Below are 15,277 nucleotides of genomic sequence, written 5' to 3'. Positions count from 1 at the left end.
CTTCAGTGGTGGTGGGAAATCTCTGAGCGGGGCGCGACCGGATCGGAGGTGCCGACGGCCCGGCAGGCGGGGCAGATGCCCCAGTAGGTGACCTCGACGGCGTCGATGATGAAGCCGGGCGCCTGGGGAACGGCGAGTGGGATCGCGCCCGGCGCCACGTGGACGTCGGTCAGCGTGCCGCATCGCCGGCAGACCGCGTGCTGGTGGTCGTCCCAACGCAGCCCCTCGTAGCGCGCCGACGAGTTCGGGAGATCGATCCGCCGCGCCAGATCCGCGTCGACGAGCGTCTTCAGGACGTCGTAGACGGCCTGCGTCGAGCAGCCGCCGATCCGCTCACGGACCAGCCCGACGATCGTCGCGGCGTCCTGGTGCGGGTGCTCATGGATGACCGTCAGGACGGTCACCCGCGGCCGCGTCACCCGCAGTGACGCCCCCCGCAGGAGCTCCTCCGCCTCGGACCCGATCACCCCCGCAGTCAATCACCTTTTCTGGATTCATTCCAGAAAGGGTCCGGGTGTCCTGTGTCACAGCGTGGCCCCGGACGCCCAGGACATCAACCGAGAATGATCCAGAGCAGCGCGACGAGGATGAGCACCGCGCCGCCGGCGAGGATGCCGGGCAGCGCCGACATGGCGGCGGTCGTCGTCGGGGGTGGTTCGAAGGAACGGGCGACGGCGGGGGTTGCCACCCGGGGCTCGTCGCCCTCGGTGGGGGGTGGGTCGGGCGAGTCGGCCACGGCCGCCTCGTGGTGGTGGTCGTGGTCGTGGGCCGCCTGGTCGTCCGTCGGGCCGAGGTCGTCGCCTGCGGCCGTCGGGCGGTCGAGCAGGGTGACGCCGTCGTCGGAGTCGAGGTCGACCGTGTCGTCGACGTCACCGGTCCCGGTCGACCCGGCCGTCACGGGCCGCGGCGTGCGCACCTGGGCGCCGGCCGCGGGGTTCGCGGGATCGATGATCATGGTCGGCAGCGACTCGCTCAGGGCCGAGCCGGCGTCCGGGGAGAGCGTGATTCCGTCGGTGACGGCACCGGCGAACACCGGCGCCACCTCGAGCGGGTCGCTGTCGCCGTCGGGCTCGGTGACCACGTCGGCCACCACCACGGTGACGTTGTCCCGGGTCCCCAGCACGAGCGCCGCGTTGATCAGGCCACGGGCCGCCTCGGCCAGGTCCGGCCGGGTCAGCAGTTCACCGATGTGCTCCGCGGACAGGTAGTCGGAGAGGCCGTCGCTGCACAGGAGCAGCCGATCCCCGGGGGTCACCGTCAGGGCGATGATGTCCAGGTCGGCGCCGCCGGGCTGGTCGTCGAGGGAGCGGAGCAGCATCGACCGGTAGGGGTGGGTGCGTGCTCGCTCCGGGGTCAGCTGACCCTGGTCGATGAGCCGCTGCACGTGCGTGTGGTCGGTGGTGACCTGGTAGAGCGAACCCTCGTGCAGGCAGTACACGCGGGAGTCCCCGATGTGGCCGATGGTCAGCTGCTCGCCGTCGCTGGCCACCGCGATCAGGGTGGTGCCCATCGACTCGAGCATGGCGTCGGCCTCGGACATGCCCTGGAGCGCGTGCCGGGAGGCCCGTCCCGCGTTCAGGAACTGGGTGGGGATGTCCGAGCCGGGGGAGTGCTCGACCTCGGCGAAGACCCGCACGGCCACGCTCGAGGCGACCTCGCCGGCCGCGTGCCCCCCCATGCCGTCGGCGAGCACCAGCAGCCGCGGGCTGCCGAGGGCGGAGTCCTCGTTGTTCGTCCGGACGGTCCCGAGGTCGGTCTGCACGGCGTAGCGGAAACTCACCGCCATCGTGTGCACCGCCTCTGACTGTCAGCCGCCTTCGGGGGCGGGGGCTTGGGAGCGAGTCTCACCCTACAACGCGGAAGGGGGCCGAATCTGCATCACAATGGACCGAGGTGCCCATGTCCTGGCGGCGGACCGCCGGCGCCGACGCCGCTCCCGAGCGCTGCGCTCGCGGCTGGGTCACGCCGTCGGGTCAGAGCGCATTCTGCTTCTGCAGGTACCGCAGTGCCGCCCAGCCGAGGGGTACCCGGATCCAGAACGTCAGGACCCGGAACAGCACCGCCGTCGACGCCGCGGTCGCGGTGGCGATCCCGGCGGTCCGCAGACCCGTGGAGAGCGCGAACTCCACGGTCCCGATGCCGCCCGGGGTGGGCACGGCCGAGCCGACCGCGGTGCCGGTGAGGTAGATGATCGCGAGGGTCGTGGCCGGCAGGGTCTGGCCGAACGCTGCCAGCGCGGCGGCGAAGGACGCCAGGTAGCCGAGGGTCTGCACCAGGTTCCCGCCGAGGGCGAAGGCGAGCCGCTGCGGCTGACCCACCACCCAGACCAGTCGCGGCCAGACCTGCTTGAGCGTCGGGGTGACCTTCGCGATCACCCAGCGGCGCAGCGCGGGCACCGCGAACGCGACCCCGACGACCACGGCCAGCGCCGCCGCGACGATCAATGCGGCGCCCGAGGGGAAGCCCTGCAGGGCCCCGGAACTGCCGGTGAGCAGGGCGATCGCGATCAGGAGCAGCACGGTGGTGACGAACTGGGACACCTGCAGCAGCGCCACCGTGGCCAGGGCCACCGGCGTCTCGAGACCCCGCTTCTGCATGTACCGGAGGTTGAGTGCCGCCGGGCCGACGCCCGCCGGCGCCACCAGCGTCACGACGGAGGCGGCGACCTGGACCAGCGTGGTGCGCCACAGTCCGAGCTTCTCGGGGGAGAACCCGACCAGCCCCATCGCCGAGCCGACGTAGGTGACCAGGCCGAGCACGAAGGCCACGACCATCCAGAACGGGTTCGCCTCGCTGATGACCTCGGCGATCTCCTGGAAGTTCAGGGTGGTCAGGAGCGCCCAGCCGGCCACCACCGCGATCGTCAGCGTGATCACGGTGCGGGCGCTGAACCGACTGAGCCGGATCGGCTCGACGACCCCCGCCGTCGGGATGAAGTCCACGAGGTGCGCCCGCAGAGCAGCCATCCCGGCCTTGTCCGCGCGGGCCTCGGCGCGGGTCTGCATCGGCAGCGCGATCGGCTGCAGGAGCGGCGCGATCTCCGCGAGCTGCTCGATGGACAGCACCCGGGCGGCGGCAGCGATGGCCCGCTCGGGCCCGACCCGCAGCGCGAGCAGTGTCAGCAGCTGGGTGCGGTCCACCCGCCTGGCCAGCGAGCCGGACGCGATCTCGCCCTCCTCCCAGCCGTTCAGCCAGACCTCACCTGCGTCGGGGCCGGCGGCGTCGGCGATCATGAGGGTGTCGGCGGTCAGGTTGCGGTGCGCGAGGCCCGCCTCATGCGCGATCTGCAGCTGCTTCCACGCGTTGATCATCACCTCGTCGGTGAGCGCGCTGTTCGGGAGGTCGGAGAGCTGGCGGGCGTGGTCGATGTGCTCGCCGAGCAGCAGGACGGAGTCCTCGGTCTCGGCGATGCCGCGCAGGCGAGGGCTGTTCACCCCGGCGGCGGACGCGGCGTAGTACATGAGGGCGGCGCGCTCGGCGGCCTGCCGCAACGAGACGGCGGTCCGGCGGGCCAGCCCGCGCCGCACGATCGTCGAGATCACGGCGCTGAGCATGCCGATGACCTGCCGGTCGCCGTCGAGCACCACGGCGTCCCAACGGACGCCGTCGGAGTCGATGACGGCGTACACCCGGTTCGCGCCCTCGCGTTCGTTCGCGATGGTCGCGGACTCCGGCAGCTGGGCGAGCAGGCTGGTCTCGGTGTCGCTCGGGCCGGCGAGGACGTCGGTCGCGTTGCCCGGTGCCTCGACCGGGCCGCCGAGTGCCTCGCCCCGGCCGTCGAGCGGGTGGGTCGCGGCGCCGAGTGCGTCGGTCGCGGGGGTGGGTTCCGCCGCCGCCGTCGCTTCGGGCTGCCCGGCGGTCGGTGGCACGCTCCCGGTCCGGGACGGGGTCGCGAACGACGGCGCCGTGTACCCGATCGGTCCCGCCGCCTCGACGACGTCCTGGCGCAGGTCCTCGGCGAGGGTCGAGTCACCGATCCGGATCACCCGGATCGGGTCCACTCCTGCCCGCCGGATGCCTTCGACGAGCTCGAGTCCATGGGCCCGCTGGCTTAGGACCCCGGACAGGTACCGCATGCCGAGGCCCGTCGCGCGGCCGATGAGCACGGACACGATCGCCGCCACCAGCGTCGCGGTCCCGGTGATCACCGTGACGATCAGGACGAACCACAGCAGGTTCCAGGAGATCCGCACGATGCGCCGGCGGTCACTGGTGCCGACCGCCGTCAGGAAGGCGCCGAGCGCGGCGACCGGCGCGGAGATCGTGATCACCCAGGCGCCGTCCTGGAACCGGAGCAGGGACCGGGCCAGGGCGTTCGTGGCGAATGAGTCCAGCAGCCAGATCGCGAGCAGGGCCACGACGTAGGCGACCGCTGCCGCGGCGATGGCGTCCAGCACCGCGCGGACGTTGCGCCGGACCAGTTGTTCGATGACCACGATGATCGGCAGCACGAGGATGAGCAGGCCCTCGATCACGTTGACCGGGACGAGCAGGATCGTGCGGACCACCTGGGCCAGTGCGGACTGGACGTCCTCGGTCACGCCGGTCGTGGTCGCATAGGCGTACACGGCCAGCGCCAGGACGGCGGCGATGCCGAGCAGCGACAGCAGCATCAGGACCAGGTCGACCGGGCGCCGGACCCGGGTCAGCGGGATGTCCAGGATCCGCACCTGGCGGACCGGGCCCCTCGGGGTCACCGGCCCTGCGGAATCGGTGGACATGTCCCCGATAGTAGGTGAGATGCTCCCTGGGCCGTCGCTGCGTCCAGGCGCGGCGCCGACCACTCGATCAGGCCAGCCCGAGCGCAGCCAGAGCGGCGGCGGGAAGCAGGGCGTAGCCCACAAAACCCACGACATCGATCAGGGTGTGCGCGATGACCAACGGCGCCACCCGCCGTCGGCCCCATTTCGAGCAATAGAACAGACCGAAGACCACCCCCATGATGACGTTGCCGAAGAACGGCCCCCAGCCCTGGTACAGGTGGTAGGAACCGCGGATCAGCGCCGAGACCACGATGATCGACCAGAGTCGCCAGCGCTTCTCGCGAAGCCGCTCGAACAGGTACCCGACCACGAGCACCTCCTCGAGGAGGCCGTTCTTGAGGGCCGCGAGGATCAGGATCGGGACCGACCACCAGTACGGGTCGAGCGCGGACGCCTGCACGGACACGGTGATGCCGACCGCGCGCCCGGCCAAGTACAGGCCGAGCCCGGGGATGCCGATGATGGCGCCGAGGGCCAGACCCCAGCCGAAGTCGCGCCCGGGGCGGCTCAGGTCCAGGCCGATCCGCCGGAACGGATTGCGACCGGTGTCGCTGAGCAGGTACAGGGCGAGGGCGACCGGTGCCAGCGCGAACGTCAGTGAGAGCACCTGGTAGAGCAGGTCCCAGTACGGCCGCTCGGACAGCGGCGGGTTGAGCGTCGCGGTCTGGTCCCCGAGTGGGCCGCGGGTGAGGCGGTCGAGGATGTTCACGACGGCGTACACCCCGGACCGGCCGAGCGAGAGGCCCATCACGATCCAGATCTCGACCGTCAGGCGACGGGACCGGGCCCGGGCCGACGGCGGCGGCGCGGTCAGGGAGGGTGTCGACGGTTCGCCCTGGGTCGCCATACGCCGGTTATAGCGCATCCACCTGCGCACCAGAAGGGGTCAATGGGGATTGACCCTCCCGGCATCGTCAATGTAGATTGACGGTCATGAACGATTCGGAGGTGAAGTCGATGAGTGCACTGTCCGCCGCCGCCGAGGACGACGGCGACATCTTCGCCGGGCTCGCGGCTCTCGTGGAGCTGCGTCGCCGGGCCGACGCACGCGAGGAGGTGCTCGTGCGCCGGGCGCGGGGCGAGGGGCTGACCTGGGCCGAGATCGCGGTCCTGCTCGGGGTGTCCAAGCAGGCCGTGCACAAGAAGTACGGCGGCTCGCGGTTCGAACGTCGGGGGCCCGGTGAGATAGACCCTCCCGCCTGAGGAAGAACGTTCTACCGTTCTGACTCGGACGGGAGGTTCTGCCTGACGACAGAAGGTTCTGTCTGACCGACGCTCAGCCCGCGGGAACGGCGTGCCCGCCGGTGAGCTCTACGAGGCGTGCCGCCACCAGGTCCAGGTCGGCGCGGGCCGCCTCCCGGTCGCGCGTGGGCAGGATGTCGCCCCAGTGCGAGAGGAACGTGCCCCGCAGCTGCAGCATCCCGGTCGGTCGCGCGAAGAGCCACCAGTGCAGGTGCTCCTGACCGTCGCCCCACCGGGCCACCTGGATCCGGGGCACCTCCAGGACGTCGCACGCGGCCCGCTCGATCGCGGCCAGGAGTTCGCCCATGCGGGCGGCGGTGGCCGGCGGCAGATCGCCCAGGTCGGCGTACTCGCGGGGCATCAGGAACGCCGCGAACGGCAGCGACTGTGCCTCGTTCGGCACGCCGAGCAGGGCGTGCTCGTCGTGCCAGAAGACGTACGAGGAGTCGCCGGCCTCGGCCGCCACGCAGATGAAGCAGTCCACGCCACCGGCGCCACCGCGCGGGGTCTCAGCGGCCGGCCCGGTGAGCGGGCGCGGGCGCAGGTCGCCCTCGAAGGGCCAGCTGCTCCAGGTCGCCCAGTCCAGGTCCCGGTAGCCGTGCGCCTCGAGCTCGGCGCTCACCCGTCGGTACCACTGCTGCGCGGACTCCGGCGGGCCTGGCACGGTCACCCTCCGCAGCTTCAGCGCTTCTCGATCAACCCCACGACCTCGCAACCGTAGTGCTGCGACGCGGTCATGGAACCGCGGAACCACAGCACCGCGCGGGTGGCGGGGTCGCCGGGGACCACGATCGGGCGAAGGTTGTCGACGTCGGAGTTCTCAGTGATCGGCGTCCAGTCCCAGGACGCACCGCCGTCGGTGGTCCGGCCGTGGAAGATCTCGTGGTGGTCGAGCGCCGAGTCGTCGCGCGGGTCGATCGGGGTGGAGGCGTAGACCGAGCCGAGGTCGTAGGGGTCGATCGCGACCAGACCGGTGTAGTCCTCCTCGTGCGGGAGCAGAGCAGCGCCGGCCTTGGCGAGGTGGTGCACCTGCCAGACTCCGCCGTCGAACGTGCCGTAGAAGAACCGGTGGTCGGAGAAGTTGCTGTTCTCCGGGTCGTCGCCGGCGCGGCCGGTGAGGATCGCGGCGAGCCGGCCGTCCGGGGCGCGACGGATGTCGGTGGTCCACGCGTGGGTGATCGTGGCGCCCTCGAACTCGGAGCCGGCGGCCAGGATCGTGGTGAGCTCGACCTGGGACGGTGCGTGCTCGTCGAGGACCGGGCCGCCGACGACGGTCCCGTCGCTGCTGTGCAGGGCTCCGCCGGAGATGTACCCGTGGTAGATCGAGTTGTTGTAGTCACGCGGGTGGTGGTCGGTGGTGATCAGGTCGATCCGGTCGGTGCCGTTGCTGACGTACCGGGTGTAGCCGTTGACGTACCCGATCTTGGGGCGGGTGAACAGCTTGCCGCCGAAGTCGAACGTGGTGCCGTCATCGGTGGAGACCAGGATCGAGGGGTCGTCGTTGATCGCGCGCGCGAAGTTGTAGAGCCGGCCCTCATCGGCGAGGTGGTGCAGGTTGGAGTAGGTGACGCCGCGCCCGCCGGTGAGTTCGGTCCAGTCGAAGGTCTGCTCGGGGTACCACGTCGTCGCGTCGTGGGGCGCGGACGAGATCCGCCACCGGGTCAGGTTGTCCGTCTTGTGCTTGGTGTACACGGCCAGGTAGCGGCCGTCCGGGCGGATGAACAGCGCTGCGGTGTTGTGGTCGTCGGTCTCGAGGTGCTCGTGCAGTACGACCACCTCGCTGGCGCCCGTGGCCAGATCCACGACGGCGATCTCCACGTTGCCCGCGCGGGTCTCGCCGCCCGGCCCCTCCGGCGCCGGGATCGAGCCCACCAGAAGCGTGTTCGTGACCGGGTCGATGAGGGCGCGCTCGTCCTGGAACCAGCACCACGCACCGTTGTCGTTGATTAGTTGCACCGTCGCCATGAACCCGATCCTATCCACTTGGATAGCCCTTTCCGCGCCTCCGTGACCGTCCTCCCTTGCACACGCGATGACAGCGTGGCAGAGTACTTTGCAACGCAAACTACTCTGCAAGGGAACCCATGTCTGTCGACGAGCCCGACGCCACGAACGCTCACCGGGCCACCAAGGACGCCGACGCTCACGCGAGCGACGGCGCGCTGGACGACGCGCCGCCGTCGGATCCGGCGGCAGTGCTGGCCATGATCGCCGCGCAGCGCGAGTCGACCCGCAGGAGCGTGGAGCCGAACGGACCCCTCATCTTCGGTGCCTGGGGCATCGCCTGGGTGATCGGCTACCTGGTGCTGTACTCCACCTACGACGAGACGCTCGCCCGCTCCACCGCCTGGGGCTTCGTGGTGTTCGGCCTCCTGCTGATCGGCGCACTGGCGTTCACGGCCGTGCACGTCGCGCGGCGGGTGTCCGGGGTGCGCGGCGTGTCCGCCTCCGCCGGGGCGATGTACGGCTGGAGCTGGGTGATCTCGTTCGCGATGGCGTCCATGCTGTTCGCCGGCCTCTCCCGGGCAGGAGCCTCGCCGGAGGTGATGGCGCTCGCCTCGAACTCCGTCAGCGCGCTGATCGTGGCCGTCATGTACATGGCCGGCGGCGCGCTCTGGCGCGAGTGGCGGATGTTCGGGCTCGGTGCCTGGGTCGCTGTGGTCGGCGGGACGGCCGCCCTGGTCCCCGCGCCGGGCACGTACCTGGTGATGGCACTCGCTGGCGGCGGTGGCTTCCTGGTGGCCGCACTGGGGGACCTGCTCCTGTCCCGGCGCCGGGCGAGGCGGTCGCGGCCATGACCGATCCCGAACTGGATCCGGTGATCCACGCCCAGGCGCGGCTGCGGGTGGTCGCGACCCTCGCGACCCTCGACGAGGGGGACCGGATGGCCTTCCCGAAGCTCCAGAAGCTCCTCGAGATGACCGCGGGCAACCTCTCCACCCACCTCCGCAAGCTGGAGGAGGCCGACTACGTGGCCATCGACAAGCGGTTCGAGGGGCGCAGCCCGGCCACCTACCTCGAACTGACGAAGAAGGGCCGCCGGGCCTTCGAGACCTATACCGAGACCCTGGAAGCACTCCTGAGAGGAGCGCAGTGATGGAACCGATCGTCAGCGTTCGAGACGTCCACCGCAGCTTCGGCGACGTGGTGGCCCTGGACGGCGTGAGTCTCGACGTCCACCCGGGCGAGATCGTCGGCCTGCTCGGACCGAACGGCGCCGGCAAGACCACCCTGTTGTCCCTGATCAACGGGCTCCGCAAGCCGGACTCCGGCACGGTCCGGCTCTTCGGCGGTGACCCTCGCATGGCCTCGTCCCGCTTCGGGCTGGGCACCACACCGCAGGAGACCGGGCTGCCCGCCACCCTCAAGGTCGGAGAGGTGATCGACTTCGTCGGTGGCCACTACACCGACCCGATGGGACGCGACGAGCTCCTGGACCGGTTCGACCTGCACGACCTCGTGACCCGGCAGACGGGGGGCCTGTCCGGGGGCCAGAAGCGGCGACTCGCGGTGGCGCTCTCGCTGGTCGGCCGCCCGTCGCTGGTGCTCCTCGACGAGCCGACCACCGGCCTGGACGTCGAGGGCCGGCGCGCCCTGTGGCGCGCTCTGCGGGACTACCACGCGGAGGGGTCGACGATCATCCTCACCAGCCACTACCTGGAGGAGGTCGAGGCCCTCGCCGAACGGGTCGTCGTGGTGGGCGGAGGTCGGATCCTCGCGGACGACCGCCTGGACCGTGTGCTCGCCCGTGTGAACGCCCGCCGGGTCAGCCTGCGCACGGGCATCGCCGAGACCGACCTCGCCGCCCTGCCGACCGTCACGAACGTGCAGGTCGAGGGCGACGTGGTCCACCTGCTCGTCTCGGATGCCGACGCGTTCGTCCGAGAACTGGTGACCTCCGGCTACGACTTCTCCGGGCTCGAGGTCCGCGGCGCCTCCCTCGAGGAGGCCTTCCTCGCCCTCACGTCCGCCACCGGCAGCACCGTAGAGTCCGAGACCGAGGAGGTCGCAGCATGAGCACCGCCACCGCACCGGCGCCGATCGGTGCCATTACCCGCTCCGGGCCGAGCCTGCTGAGCCTCACCCTGCTCCACGCGAAGTTCTCAGTTCTCGAGACGATCCGGACCCCGATCGCCGTGGTCGGCAACCTGCTCTTTCCCACGCTCGCGATGTTCTTCTTCGTGGTCCCTCAGGCGTCGGTGGCCGGCAATCCGCTGTTCGCGACGGCCGCCGTCGGGCAGTTGGCGATGTTCTCGGTGATGTCCACGTTCCTGTTCACGTTCGGCTCGGGTGTGGCCGAGGACCGGGCCCTGCCGTTCGAGGGCTACATACGCACGTTGCCGGCCGGCGCCGCGCCGAGGATGCTCGGCCGGGTCCTGGCCGGATGCCTGTACGCGCTGGTCAGCCTGATCCCGCTGGGAGTGGTCGGCGCCCTGTTCACCCAGGCCACCGCACCGCCCGCGACGGTGCTGCTCGCCGCGCTCATGGTGCTGGTGGTCGGCCTGCCGTTCCTGATGCTCGGCCTCGCGATCGGCTACCGGATGAGCAGCAAGGCGGCGATCGCGGTGGTCCAGGCGGTGCTGTTCCCGCTCGCGTTCGCCGGCGGACTGTTCCTGCCCGCCGAGATCTTTCCGAGCTGGCTGAACACCCTCTCCCAGGCCCTGCCCAGCCGCGCCGGCCGGGACCTGCTCATCCAGGTGCTGACCGGGCAGCAGGCCTATGCGCTGGCCCTGCCGGTGCTCATCGCCTGGGGCCTGCTGTTCACGGCGCTCGCCGTGCTGGCCTACCGCCGGGACGAGGGGCGCCGCTTCAACTGACCGAGATGGCCCGCGTCGGGGCACGGGTGGGAGAATGGGGCAATGGTTCGCAGCGGACCCGCAACGATCGGGCCGATCGTCGAGAGCGCCACCGTCAGGGCCATGGCGCGCGTGGTGCGGCGCGAGTCGGCGGTACGGGCGTTGTCGGTGGACCGGGTGGCGGACTCCGAGCGCGCGGTGCACAGGCTGCGCGTGGCCGTGCGGAGGTTGCGGGTCCTGCTGGCAGCGTTCGGGCCCTACCTGGATCCGGATTTCTCCGGTCCGCTGCGCCGCCGCCTGTCCACCTTCTCCGACGCGCTCGCCGCGGTCCGTGACCTCGACGTCCAGCTGGTCGGAGTCGACCGCGAGGCGACGGCGGATCCCGGGTTCGGCACGGATCTGGCACCGTTCCTCGACTCGCTCCGATCCCGTCGCGCGGACGCGCTCCGGCGGCTCGAGGAGCGACTGGTCGCAGGGGAGCACGCTGCGCTGATGGCTGACCTGCGCGCGGACCGGATCCCGGTCCGCCACGGTGACGTCCGTGCCCGCCGCGCGCTGCGCCGGTGTCTGCGCAAGACCTGGCGCCGGACCCGTGACCGCATCGCCGCCGCTGAGGAAGGTCCAGGCTCCCTGCACGAGGTCCGCAAGTCCGTGAAGCGGCTGCGCTATCTCTCCGAGGTCGCCGCCGATCCGATCGGACGGACCGCGAAACGGCTCGCCACCCAGGCCGAGCGGACGCAGGACCTCCTCGGGGCGCACCAGGACGCCGTCGTCCTGGACCAGATGGTGCGCACCTACGTCGCGGATGCAGGAGCACCGCCGCCCGCCACAACATTCGCGCTCGGCGAGCTCGCCGGCGCGGCGCGGGAGCGGCGCCGACGGATCGAGCACGCCTGGGTGCATCGCCGCGATCGGCTGACCTACCGGGCTGGCCGGCTCCTCGATTGAGCGGTCGGCTATCGGCCGTCCACCGGAACGGGAGCGGACCCGGGGGCTCCGTGGTCATCACTGGGCTGCGGCGTGGGGATGGCGCTGTCGATGAGGACGGCGGCGATGGCGGCGGCGGTGGTGAAGGACTCGCTGTTGAGGACTCGGGTGCGGGCCGAGGCGCCGTCGAGCAGGAGCGCCAGTTGCTCGCCGAGCTGTTCGGGGTCGGTGGCGCCGGCTTCGCGGGCAGTCTCGGCAAGGCGCGCGGCGACGGCGGTCTTGTAGTCGCGCGCGTACTGGGATGCGGGGTGTTCTGGGTCGTGTAGTTCGACGGCGGCCGCGATGTAGGGGCACAGGGGTGTGGACGGAGGCATGTCGAACGCGGCGATGAGTCGTTCGCGCGGCGTGAGGTCGGTGCGGTCGAACACGCCGGGCATGACGTCGGGATCGAACCGGCGCAGGTACTCGGCGACGAGCTCGTCCTTGCTGGTGAAGTGCTGGTACGCCGTGCGCTTGGACACCTGGGCCACTGCGCAGAGTTGGTCCATGCCGGTGCGGTTGATGCCCTGATCGCGGAACAGTTGCTGTGACGCGCCGAGGATGCGCTCGCGTGCGCCCCTGCCTCGGCGTCGACCCAGGGGGCCCATCTCCAACTCCGTCATCTCCCGAGTGTATCCCCCGGGTACCTATCGGTGTACATAGCTTGTGCCCACGGTCGATCATCGGATAGGTTATGCAAACAGAGCGGTATACATAGACGCCGGCTGTCCCGTTTTACGAACCCAGGAGGAGTGATCGTGGGAAAGCTCGATGGCAAGGTGGCGGTGATCACCGGCGGATCCACCGGTATGGCATTGGCTGGCGCGAGGCTGTTCGTCGATGAAGGAGCTCATGTCTTCATCCAGGCCCGCCGGCAGGAAGCACTGGACGACGCCGTCAGCCTGATCGGCCGCAACGTCACCGCCGTGCAGGGCGACGCCTCCGTGCTGGACGACCTGGACCGCTTGTACGACACCGTCAAGCGGGAGAAGGGCTCGATCGACGTGCTGTGGGCCAGTGCCGGGATGGGTGAACCCGCCGTTCTCGGCGAGATCACCGAGGAGCAGTTCCACCGCGCCTTCTGGCTCAACGCTCGCGGCACGTTGTTCACCGTGCAGAAGGCACTGCCGCTGATCAACGACAACGGCTCGATCTTCATGACCGGATCCAATGCCTCCCTCGGCGCGTTCCCCGGCTGGAGCCTCTACGCGGGAAGCAAGGCCGTACAGCAGGCCTGGGCTCGCGTCTGGCTCAACGAACTACGTGACCGCAACATCCGGGTCAACGTCCTCACGCCCGGCCAGGTCGCCACCGCAAAGCAGGAGGAACTGTTCGACGAGGAAACGCGGGTTGCATTCGAGTCCCTCATCCCTCGGGGAAAGATGGGCCGCCCCGAAGAGATCGCCACCGCCGCCCTGTTCCTTGCCTCAGACGACTCCAGCTACGTCAACGGTTTGGAACTGGTCACTGACGGCGGCACGACTGCCATCTGAACCACTACCGCAACCGCGGCACGCGCGCTCCGGCACGAACGAGACAGACCGACACCCAACACGAAGAGGCACACCTCATGAGCAACATCACAATTATCGGTACGGGAAACATGGCCCGCACCATCGGGACGCGCGCGGTGGCGGGCGGCCACACCGTCGAGGTCATGGGACGCGACAGGTCCAAGGCCGAAGTTCTGGCCACGGCTCTCGGCGGCGGCGCGACCGCGGGAGAGTGGGGCGCCGTCCCGGCCGGGGACATCGTCATCACGGCCCTGTTGTACGACGGTGTCGTGCCGGTCGTCGCCGAGTACGCAGACGCCCTCGCGGGCAAGGTCATCGTCGACATCAGCAACCCCTTCAACGCCACGTTCGACGGCCTGGCCCACGGCGAGGAGACCTCGGTCGCGCAGGAAGTGGCCAAGGTGGCCCCTGCGGGTGCGAGTGTGGTGAAGGCGTTCAACACCATCTTCCGCAACGTCCTGGAGAAGGGCCGACCGAACGTCTTCATCGCCGGTGACGGGGCGCGGGCGAAGGCGAGCGTGGCGGCCTTCATCGAGAGCATCGGGCTGCGCCCGCTCGACGTCGGCGGCCTGAAGATGGCGCACTGGCTGGAAGGGATGGGCCTGGTCACGGTGGCGCTCGCCGGCAACGGGGTGGGCCACTGGGACTTCGCGCTCGGTGTCGACGAACTTGCCGGCTGAGCGGCCCGCCACGGTAGGGATCGAGAAGCAGCGTTCGCCTTGAGCGAAGGTGACTCAACTTCGGGAACGATCCCCCGCCGTCGGGGGTTGAGGCTTGCATGAGGGACCGGCGTAGGGCAGGTCCCAGTCAGACGAGGAGATTGACATGGCTCTCACCTTCGACCCGTTCCGCGAGACCGACCGGCTCGCGTACCGCACCTCCACCCGCGTGCCCCGGTGGATGCCGATGGACCTGCACCGCAGCGGTGACGCGTTCATCGTCGAGATCGATCTGCCCGGCGTCGCGCCGGAGAGCATCGACCTGGACGTCGACGGCAACACCCTGACCGTCCAGGCCGTGCGCGCCTCCAGCCTCGGCGAGGGCGAGCGGTGGATCGCCAAGGAGCGCGCGACCGGCACGTACCGCCGGCAGCTCAGCCTCGGCGACGGTCTCGACGCGGCCGCGATCCAGGCCGACTACGCCCACGGCGTGCTGACCGTGACCATCCCGGTCGCGGAGCAGTCCAAGCCCCGCAAGATCGAGGTGCGCACCGCGGAGCCGGTCATCGAGCCGGCCACCGAGGCCTCGACGGACGTCCAGGAGGACGTGGCCGCCTGACCTGCCCGCCGAGGCGGATCGCCACGAACAACGAGCCCCGACCGCCGCATCGCGGTCGGGGCTCGTTCACCTCCGGGCCGGCGCCGGGCCGGTAGCGCGTCAGGCGCGGATCGCCGCCACGTCGTAGCCAGCCTCGTCGACGGCCGCACGGATGGCGGTCTCGTCGAGCGGCACGTTGGAGACGACGGTCACCGGCGAGGCCTCGCCCGTGCGGAGTTCGACGGAGACGTTGAGCACGCCGTCGACGCCCTCGAGCTCCTCGGTGACGTGGGCCACGCAGTTCGCGCAGGTCATGCCCGTGACGTCGATCGTGGTGGTGCGGTCCATGTGGGGTTCCTTCCGGGTTCTGTGGTCAGGAGCGGACGAGCCGGGCGATCGCGGCGGAGGCCTCGCGAACCTTCTCCTCGCCCTCCTCGGAGGACGAGCGGGCCGCGTCCACCACGCAGCTGGCGAGGTGATCGTCCAGCAGGCCGAGGCTCACCGCCTGCAACGCCTTGGTGACGGCGGAGACCTGGGTCAGGATGTCGATGCAGTAGGTGTCGTTCTCGACCATCTTCGCGATGCCGCGAACCTGGCCCTCGATGCGGCGCAGGCGCTTGAGGTAGGCCTCCTTGTCCGCGACGTATCCGTGGTCGTGTCCGTGCTCTTCCATAATCCGAGTATACCCCCAGTGGGTATCGGTGTGACCAGAGTGTGGGCACTCGACAACAGAACGGTC

At 70.4% G+C, this 15,277-nt stretch carries 18 protein-coding genes; 9 read left to right on the top strand and 9 right to left on the bottom strand.

The features are described 5' to 3' along the window. Nucleotides 1-2: 2 nt before the first annotated feature. From GKS42_RS24870 to GKS42_RS24855, 4 genes are all read right to left on the bottom strand, one after another. Nucleotides 3-467 carry a Fur family transcriptional regulator gene (locus GKS42_RS24870; protein ID WP_154796276.1) on the bottom strand — a complete coding sequence of 155 codons (465 nt, stop codon included), beginning with the start codon at nucleotides 465-467 and terminating at the stop codon, nucleotides 3-5. 86 nt (nucleotides 468-553) lie between these two features. Continuing rightward, the gene (locus GKS42_RS24865) at nucleotides 554-1,780 is read right to left on the bottom strand and encodes a PP2C family protein-serine/threonine phosphatase (RefSeq protein WP_168217980.1); all 1,227 of its coding nucleotides are present in this window, start codon (nucleotides 1,778-1,780) and stop codon (nucleotides 554-556) included. A gap of 193 nt (nucleotides 1,781-1,973) precedes the next feature. Continuing rightward, on the bottom strand, nucleotides 1,974-4,721 hold the full coding sequence (locus GKS42_RS24860; RefSeq protein WP_168217979.1) for a lysylphosphatidylglycerol synthase transmembrane domain-containing protein: 2,748 nt from the start codon (nucleotides 4,719-4,721) through the stop codon (nucleotides 1,974-1,976). Nucleotides 4,722-4,788: 67 nt separating this feature from the next. Then, nucleotides 4,789-5,610, bottom strand: a complete 822-nt coding sequence (locus GKS42_RS24855; RefSeq protein ID WP_154796273.1) for a CPBP family intramembrane glutamic endopeptidase — start codon at nucleotides 5,608-5,610, stop codon at nucleotides 4,789-4,791. Nucleotides 5,611-5,696: 86 nt separating this feature from the next. Between GKS42_RS24855 and GKS42_RS24850 the strand changes: the two genes are divergently transcribed. After that, nucleotides 5,697-5,966 (top strand): hypothetical protein, encoded by a 270-nt coding sequence (locus GKS42_RS24850; protein WP_435529653.1) that lies wholly within the window; start codon nucleotides 5,697-5,699, stop codon nucleotides 5,964-5,966. A 73-nt stretch (nucleotides 5,967-6,039) separates the two neighbouring features. Here GKS42_RS24850 and GKS42_RS24845 read toward each other — a convergent pair whose 3' ends face one another. Together GKS42_RS24845 and GKS42_RS24840 are read right to left on the bottom strand one after the other, a co-directional pair. Then, nucleotides 6,040-6,675, bottom strand: coding sequence for an HIT family protein (locus tag GKS42_RS24845; RefSeq protein WP_154796272.1), 636 nt, complete (start codon nucleotides 6,673-6,675; stop codon nucleotides 6,040-6,042). Between the two features lie 11 nt (nucleotides 6,676-6,686). Then, nucleotides 6,687-7,970 (bottom strand): BNR-4 repeat-containing protein, encoded by a 1,284-nt coding sequence (locus GKS42_RS24840; protein ID WP_154796271.1) that lies wholly within the window; start codon nucleotides 7,968-7,970, stop codon nucleotides 6,687-6,689. 119 nt (nucleotides 7,971-8,089) lie between these two features. On the opposite strand from GKS42_RS24840, the gene GKS42_RS24835 reads away from it, so the two are divergent. From GKS42_RS24835 to GKS42_RS24815, 5 genes are read left to right on the top strand one after another with little or no spacing between them, the layout of a single operon-like run. After that, nucleotides 8,090-8,803: a hypothetical protein gene (locus GKS42_RS24835; protein ID WP_154796270.1), complete on the top strand. Its 714-nt coding sequence runs from the start codon at nucleotides 8,090-8,092 to the stop codon at nucleotides 8,801-8,803. Further along, on the top strand, nucleotides 8,800-9,102 hold the full coding sequence (locus GKS42_RS24830) for a transcriptional regulator (RefSeq protein ID WP_154796269.1): 303 nt from the start codon (nucleotides 8,800-8,802) through the stop codon (nucleotides 9,100-9,102). The genes GKS42_RS24835 and GKS42_RS24830 overlap by 4 nt, the downstream gene beginning before the upstream one ends. Further along, on the top strand, nucleotides 9,102-10,022 hold the full coding sequence (locus GKS42_RS24825) for an ABC transporter ATP-binding protein (RefSeq protein ID WP_154796268.1): 921 nt from the start codon (nucleotides 9,102-9,104) through the stop codon (nucleotides 10,020-10,022). Before GKS42_RS24830 ends, GKS42_RS24825 begins: the two co-directional genes overlap by 1 nt. After that, a complete protein-coding gene (locus tag GKS42_RS24820) occupies nucleotides 10,019-10,822 on the top strand; it encodes an ABC transporter permease (protein ID WP_154796267.1) in 804 nt (267 codons plus the stop codon). The genes GKS42_RS24825 and GKS42_RS24820 overlap by 4 nt, the downstream gene beginning before the upstream one ends. A 42-nt stretch (nucleotides 10,823-10,864) precedes the next feature. Further along, entirely contained in the window at nucleotides 10,865-11,749 is an 885-nt protein-coding gene (locus GKS42_RS24815) for a CHAD domain-containing protein (RefSeq protein ID WP_154796266.1), read from the top strand. An 8-nt stretch (nucleotides 11,750-11,757) separates the two neighbouring features. Here GKS42_RS24815 and GKS42_RS24810 read toward each other — a convergent pair whose 3' ends face one another. Continuing rightward, complete coding sequence (locus tag GKS42_RS24810) at nucleotides 11,758-12,390, bottom strand: TetR/AcrR family transcriptional regulator (RefSeq protein ID WP_154796265.1); 633 nt, start codon at nucleotides 12,388-12,390, stop codon at nucleotides 11,758-11,760. A 135-nt stretch (nucleotides 12,391-12,525) separates the two neighbouring features. Between GKS42_RS24810 and GKS42_RS24805 the strand changes: the two genes are divergently transcribed. From GKS42_RS24805 to GKS42_RS24795, 3 genes are all read left to right on the top strand, one after another. After that, a complete protein-coding gene (locus tag GKS42_RS24805) occupies nucleotides 12,526-13,260 on the top strand; it encodes an SDR family NAD(P)-dependent oxidoreductase (protein WP_154796264.1) in 735 nt (244 codons plus the stop codon). Between the two features lie 77 nt (nucleotides 13,261-13,337). Further along, nucleotides 13,338-13,961, top strand: coding sequence for an NADPH-dependent F420 reductase (locus GKS42_RS24800; RefSeq protein WP_154796263.1), 624 nt, complete (start codon nucleotides 13,338-13,340; stop codon nucleotides 13,959-13,961). A 145-nt stretch (nucleotides 13,962-14,106) separates the two neighbouring features. Continuing rightward, nucleotides 14,107-14,559: an Hsp20/alpha crystallin family protein gene (locus GKS42_RS24795; protein WP_154796262.1), complete on the top strand. Its 453-nt coding sequence runs from the start codon at nucleotides 14,107-14,109 to the stop codon at nucleotides 14,557-14,559. Between the two features lie 99 nt (nucleotides 14,560-14,658). Here the strand turns inward: GKS42_RS24795 and GKS42_RS24790 are convergent, their stop codons facing one another. Both GKS42_RS24790 and GKS42_RS24785 read right to left on the bottom strand, forming a co-directional pair. Further along, on the bottom strand, nucleotides 14,659-14,886 hold the full coding sequence (locus GKS42_RS24790; RefSeq protein WP_154796261.1) for a heavy-metal-associated domain-containing protein: 228 nt from the start codon (nucleotides 14,884-14,886) through the stop codon (nucleotides 14,659-14,661). A 25-nt stretch (nucleotides 14,887-14,911) separates the two neighbouring features. Next, nucleotides 14,912-15,211, bottom strand: coding sequence for a metal-sensitive transcriptional regulator (locus GKS42_RS24785; RefSeq protein ID WP_154796260.1), 300 nt, complete (start codon nucleotides 15,209-15,211; stop codon nucleotides 14,912-14,914). Between the last annotated feature and the right edge of the window lie 66 nt (nucleotides 15,212-15,277).

The sequence above is a fragment of the Occultella kanbiaonis genome (assembly GCF_009708215.1).
Classification (GTDB): domain Bacteria; phylum Actinomycetota; class Actinomycetes; order Actinomycetales; family Beutenbergiaceae; genus Occultella; species Occultella kanbiaonis.
The sequence above is the reverse complement of the archived record's forward strand: the minus strand, read 5'-3'. Positions and strand labels throughout refer to the sequence as shown.

Coding starts and splice junctions, on each gene's coding strand:
- GKS42_RS24860 (WP_168217979.1), bottom strand. CDS start 4,721: ATGTCCACCGATTCCGCAGGGCCGGTGACCCCGAGGGGCCCGGTCCGC.
- GKS42_RS24855 (WP_154796273.1), bottom strand. CDS start 5,610: ATGGCGACCCAGGGCGAACCGTCGACACCCTCCCTGACCGCGCCGCCG.
- GKS42_RS24850 (WP_435529653.1), top strand. CDS start 5,697: ATGAACGATTCGGAGGTGAAGTCGATGAGTGCACTGTCCGCCGCCGCC.
- GKS42_RS24840 (WP_154796271.1), bottom strand. CDS start 7,970: ATGGCGACGGTGCAACTAATCAACGACAACGGTGCGTGGTGCTGGTTC.
- GKS42_RS24835 (WP_154796270.1), top strand. CDS start 8,090: ATGTCTGTCGACGAGCCCGACGCCACGAACGCTCACCGGGCCACCAAG.
- GKS42_RS24830 (WP_154796269.1), top strand. CDS start 8,800: ATGACCGATCCCGAACTGGATCCGGTGATCCACGCCCAGGCGCGGCTG.
- GKS42_RS24825 (WP_154796268.1), top strand. CDS start 9,102: ATGGAACCGATCGTCAGCGTTCGAGACGTCCACCGCAGCTTCGGCGAC.
- GKS42_RS24820 (WP_154796267.1), top strand. CDS start 10,019: ATGAGCACCGCCACCGCACCGGCGCCGATCGGTGCCATTACCCGCTCC.
- GKS42_RS24815 (WP_154796266.1), top strand. CDS start 10,865: ATGGTTCGCAGCGGACCCGCAACGATCGGGCCGATCGTCGAGAGCGCC.
- GKS42_RS24810 (WP_154796265.1), bottom strand. CDS start 12,390: ATGACGGAGTTGGAGATGGGCCCCCTGGGTCGACGCCGAGGCAGGGGC.
- GKS42_RS24800 (WP_154796263.1), top strand. CDS start 13,338: ATGAGCAACATCACAATTATCGGTACGGGAAACATGGCCCGCACCATC.
- GKS42_RS24795 (WP_154796262.1), top strand. CDS start 14,107: ATGGCTCTCACCTTCGACCCGTTCCGCGAGACCGACCGGCTCGCGTAC.
- GKS42_RS24790 (WP_154796261.1), bottom strand. CDS start 14,886: ATGGACCGCACCACCACGATCGACGTCACGGGCATGACCTGCGCGAAC.
- GKS42_RS24785 (WP_154796260.1), bottom strand. CDS start 15,211: ATGGAAGAGCACGGACACGACCACGGATACGTCGCGGACAAGGAGGCC.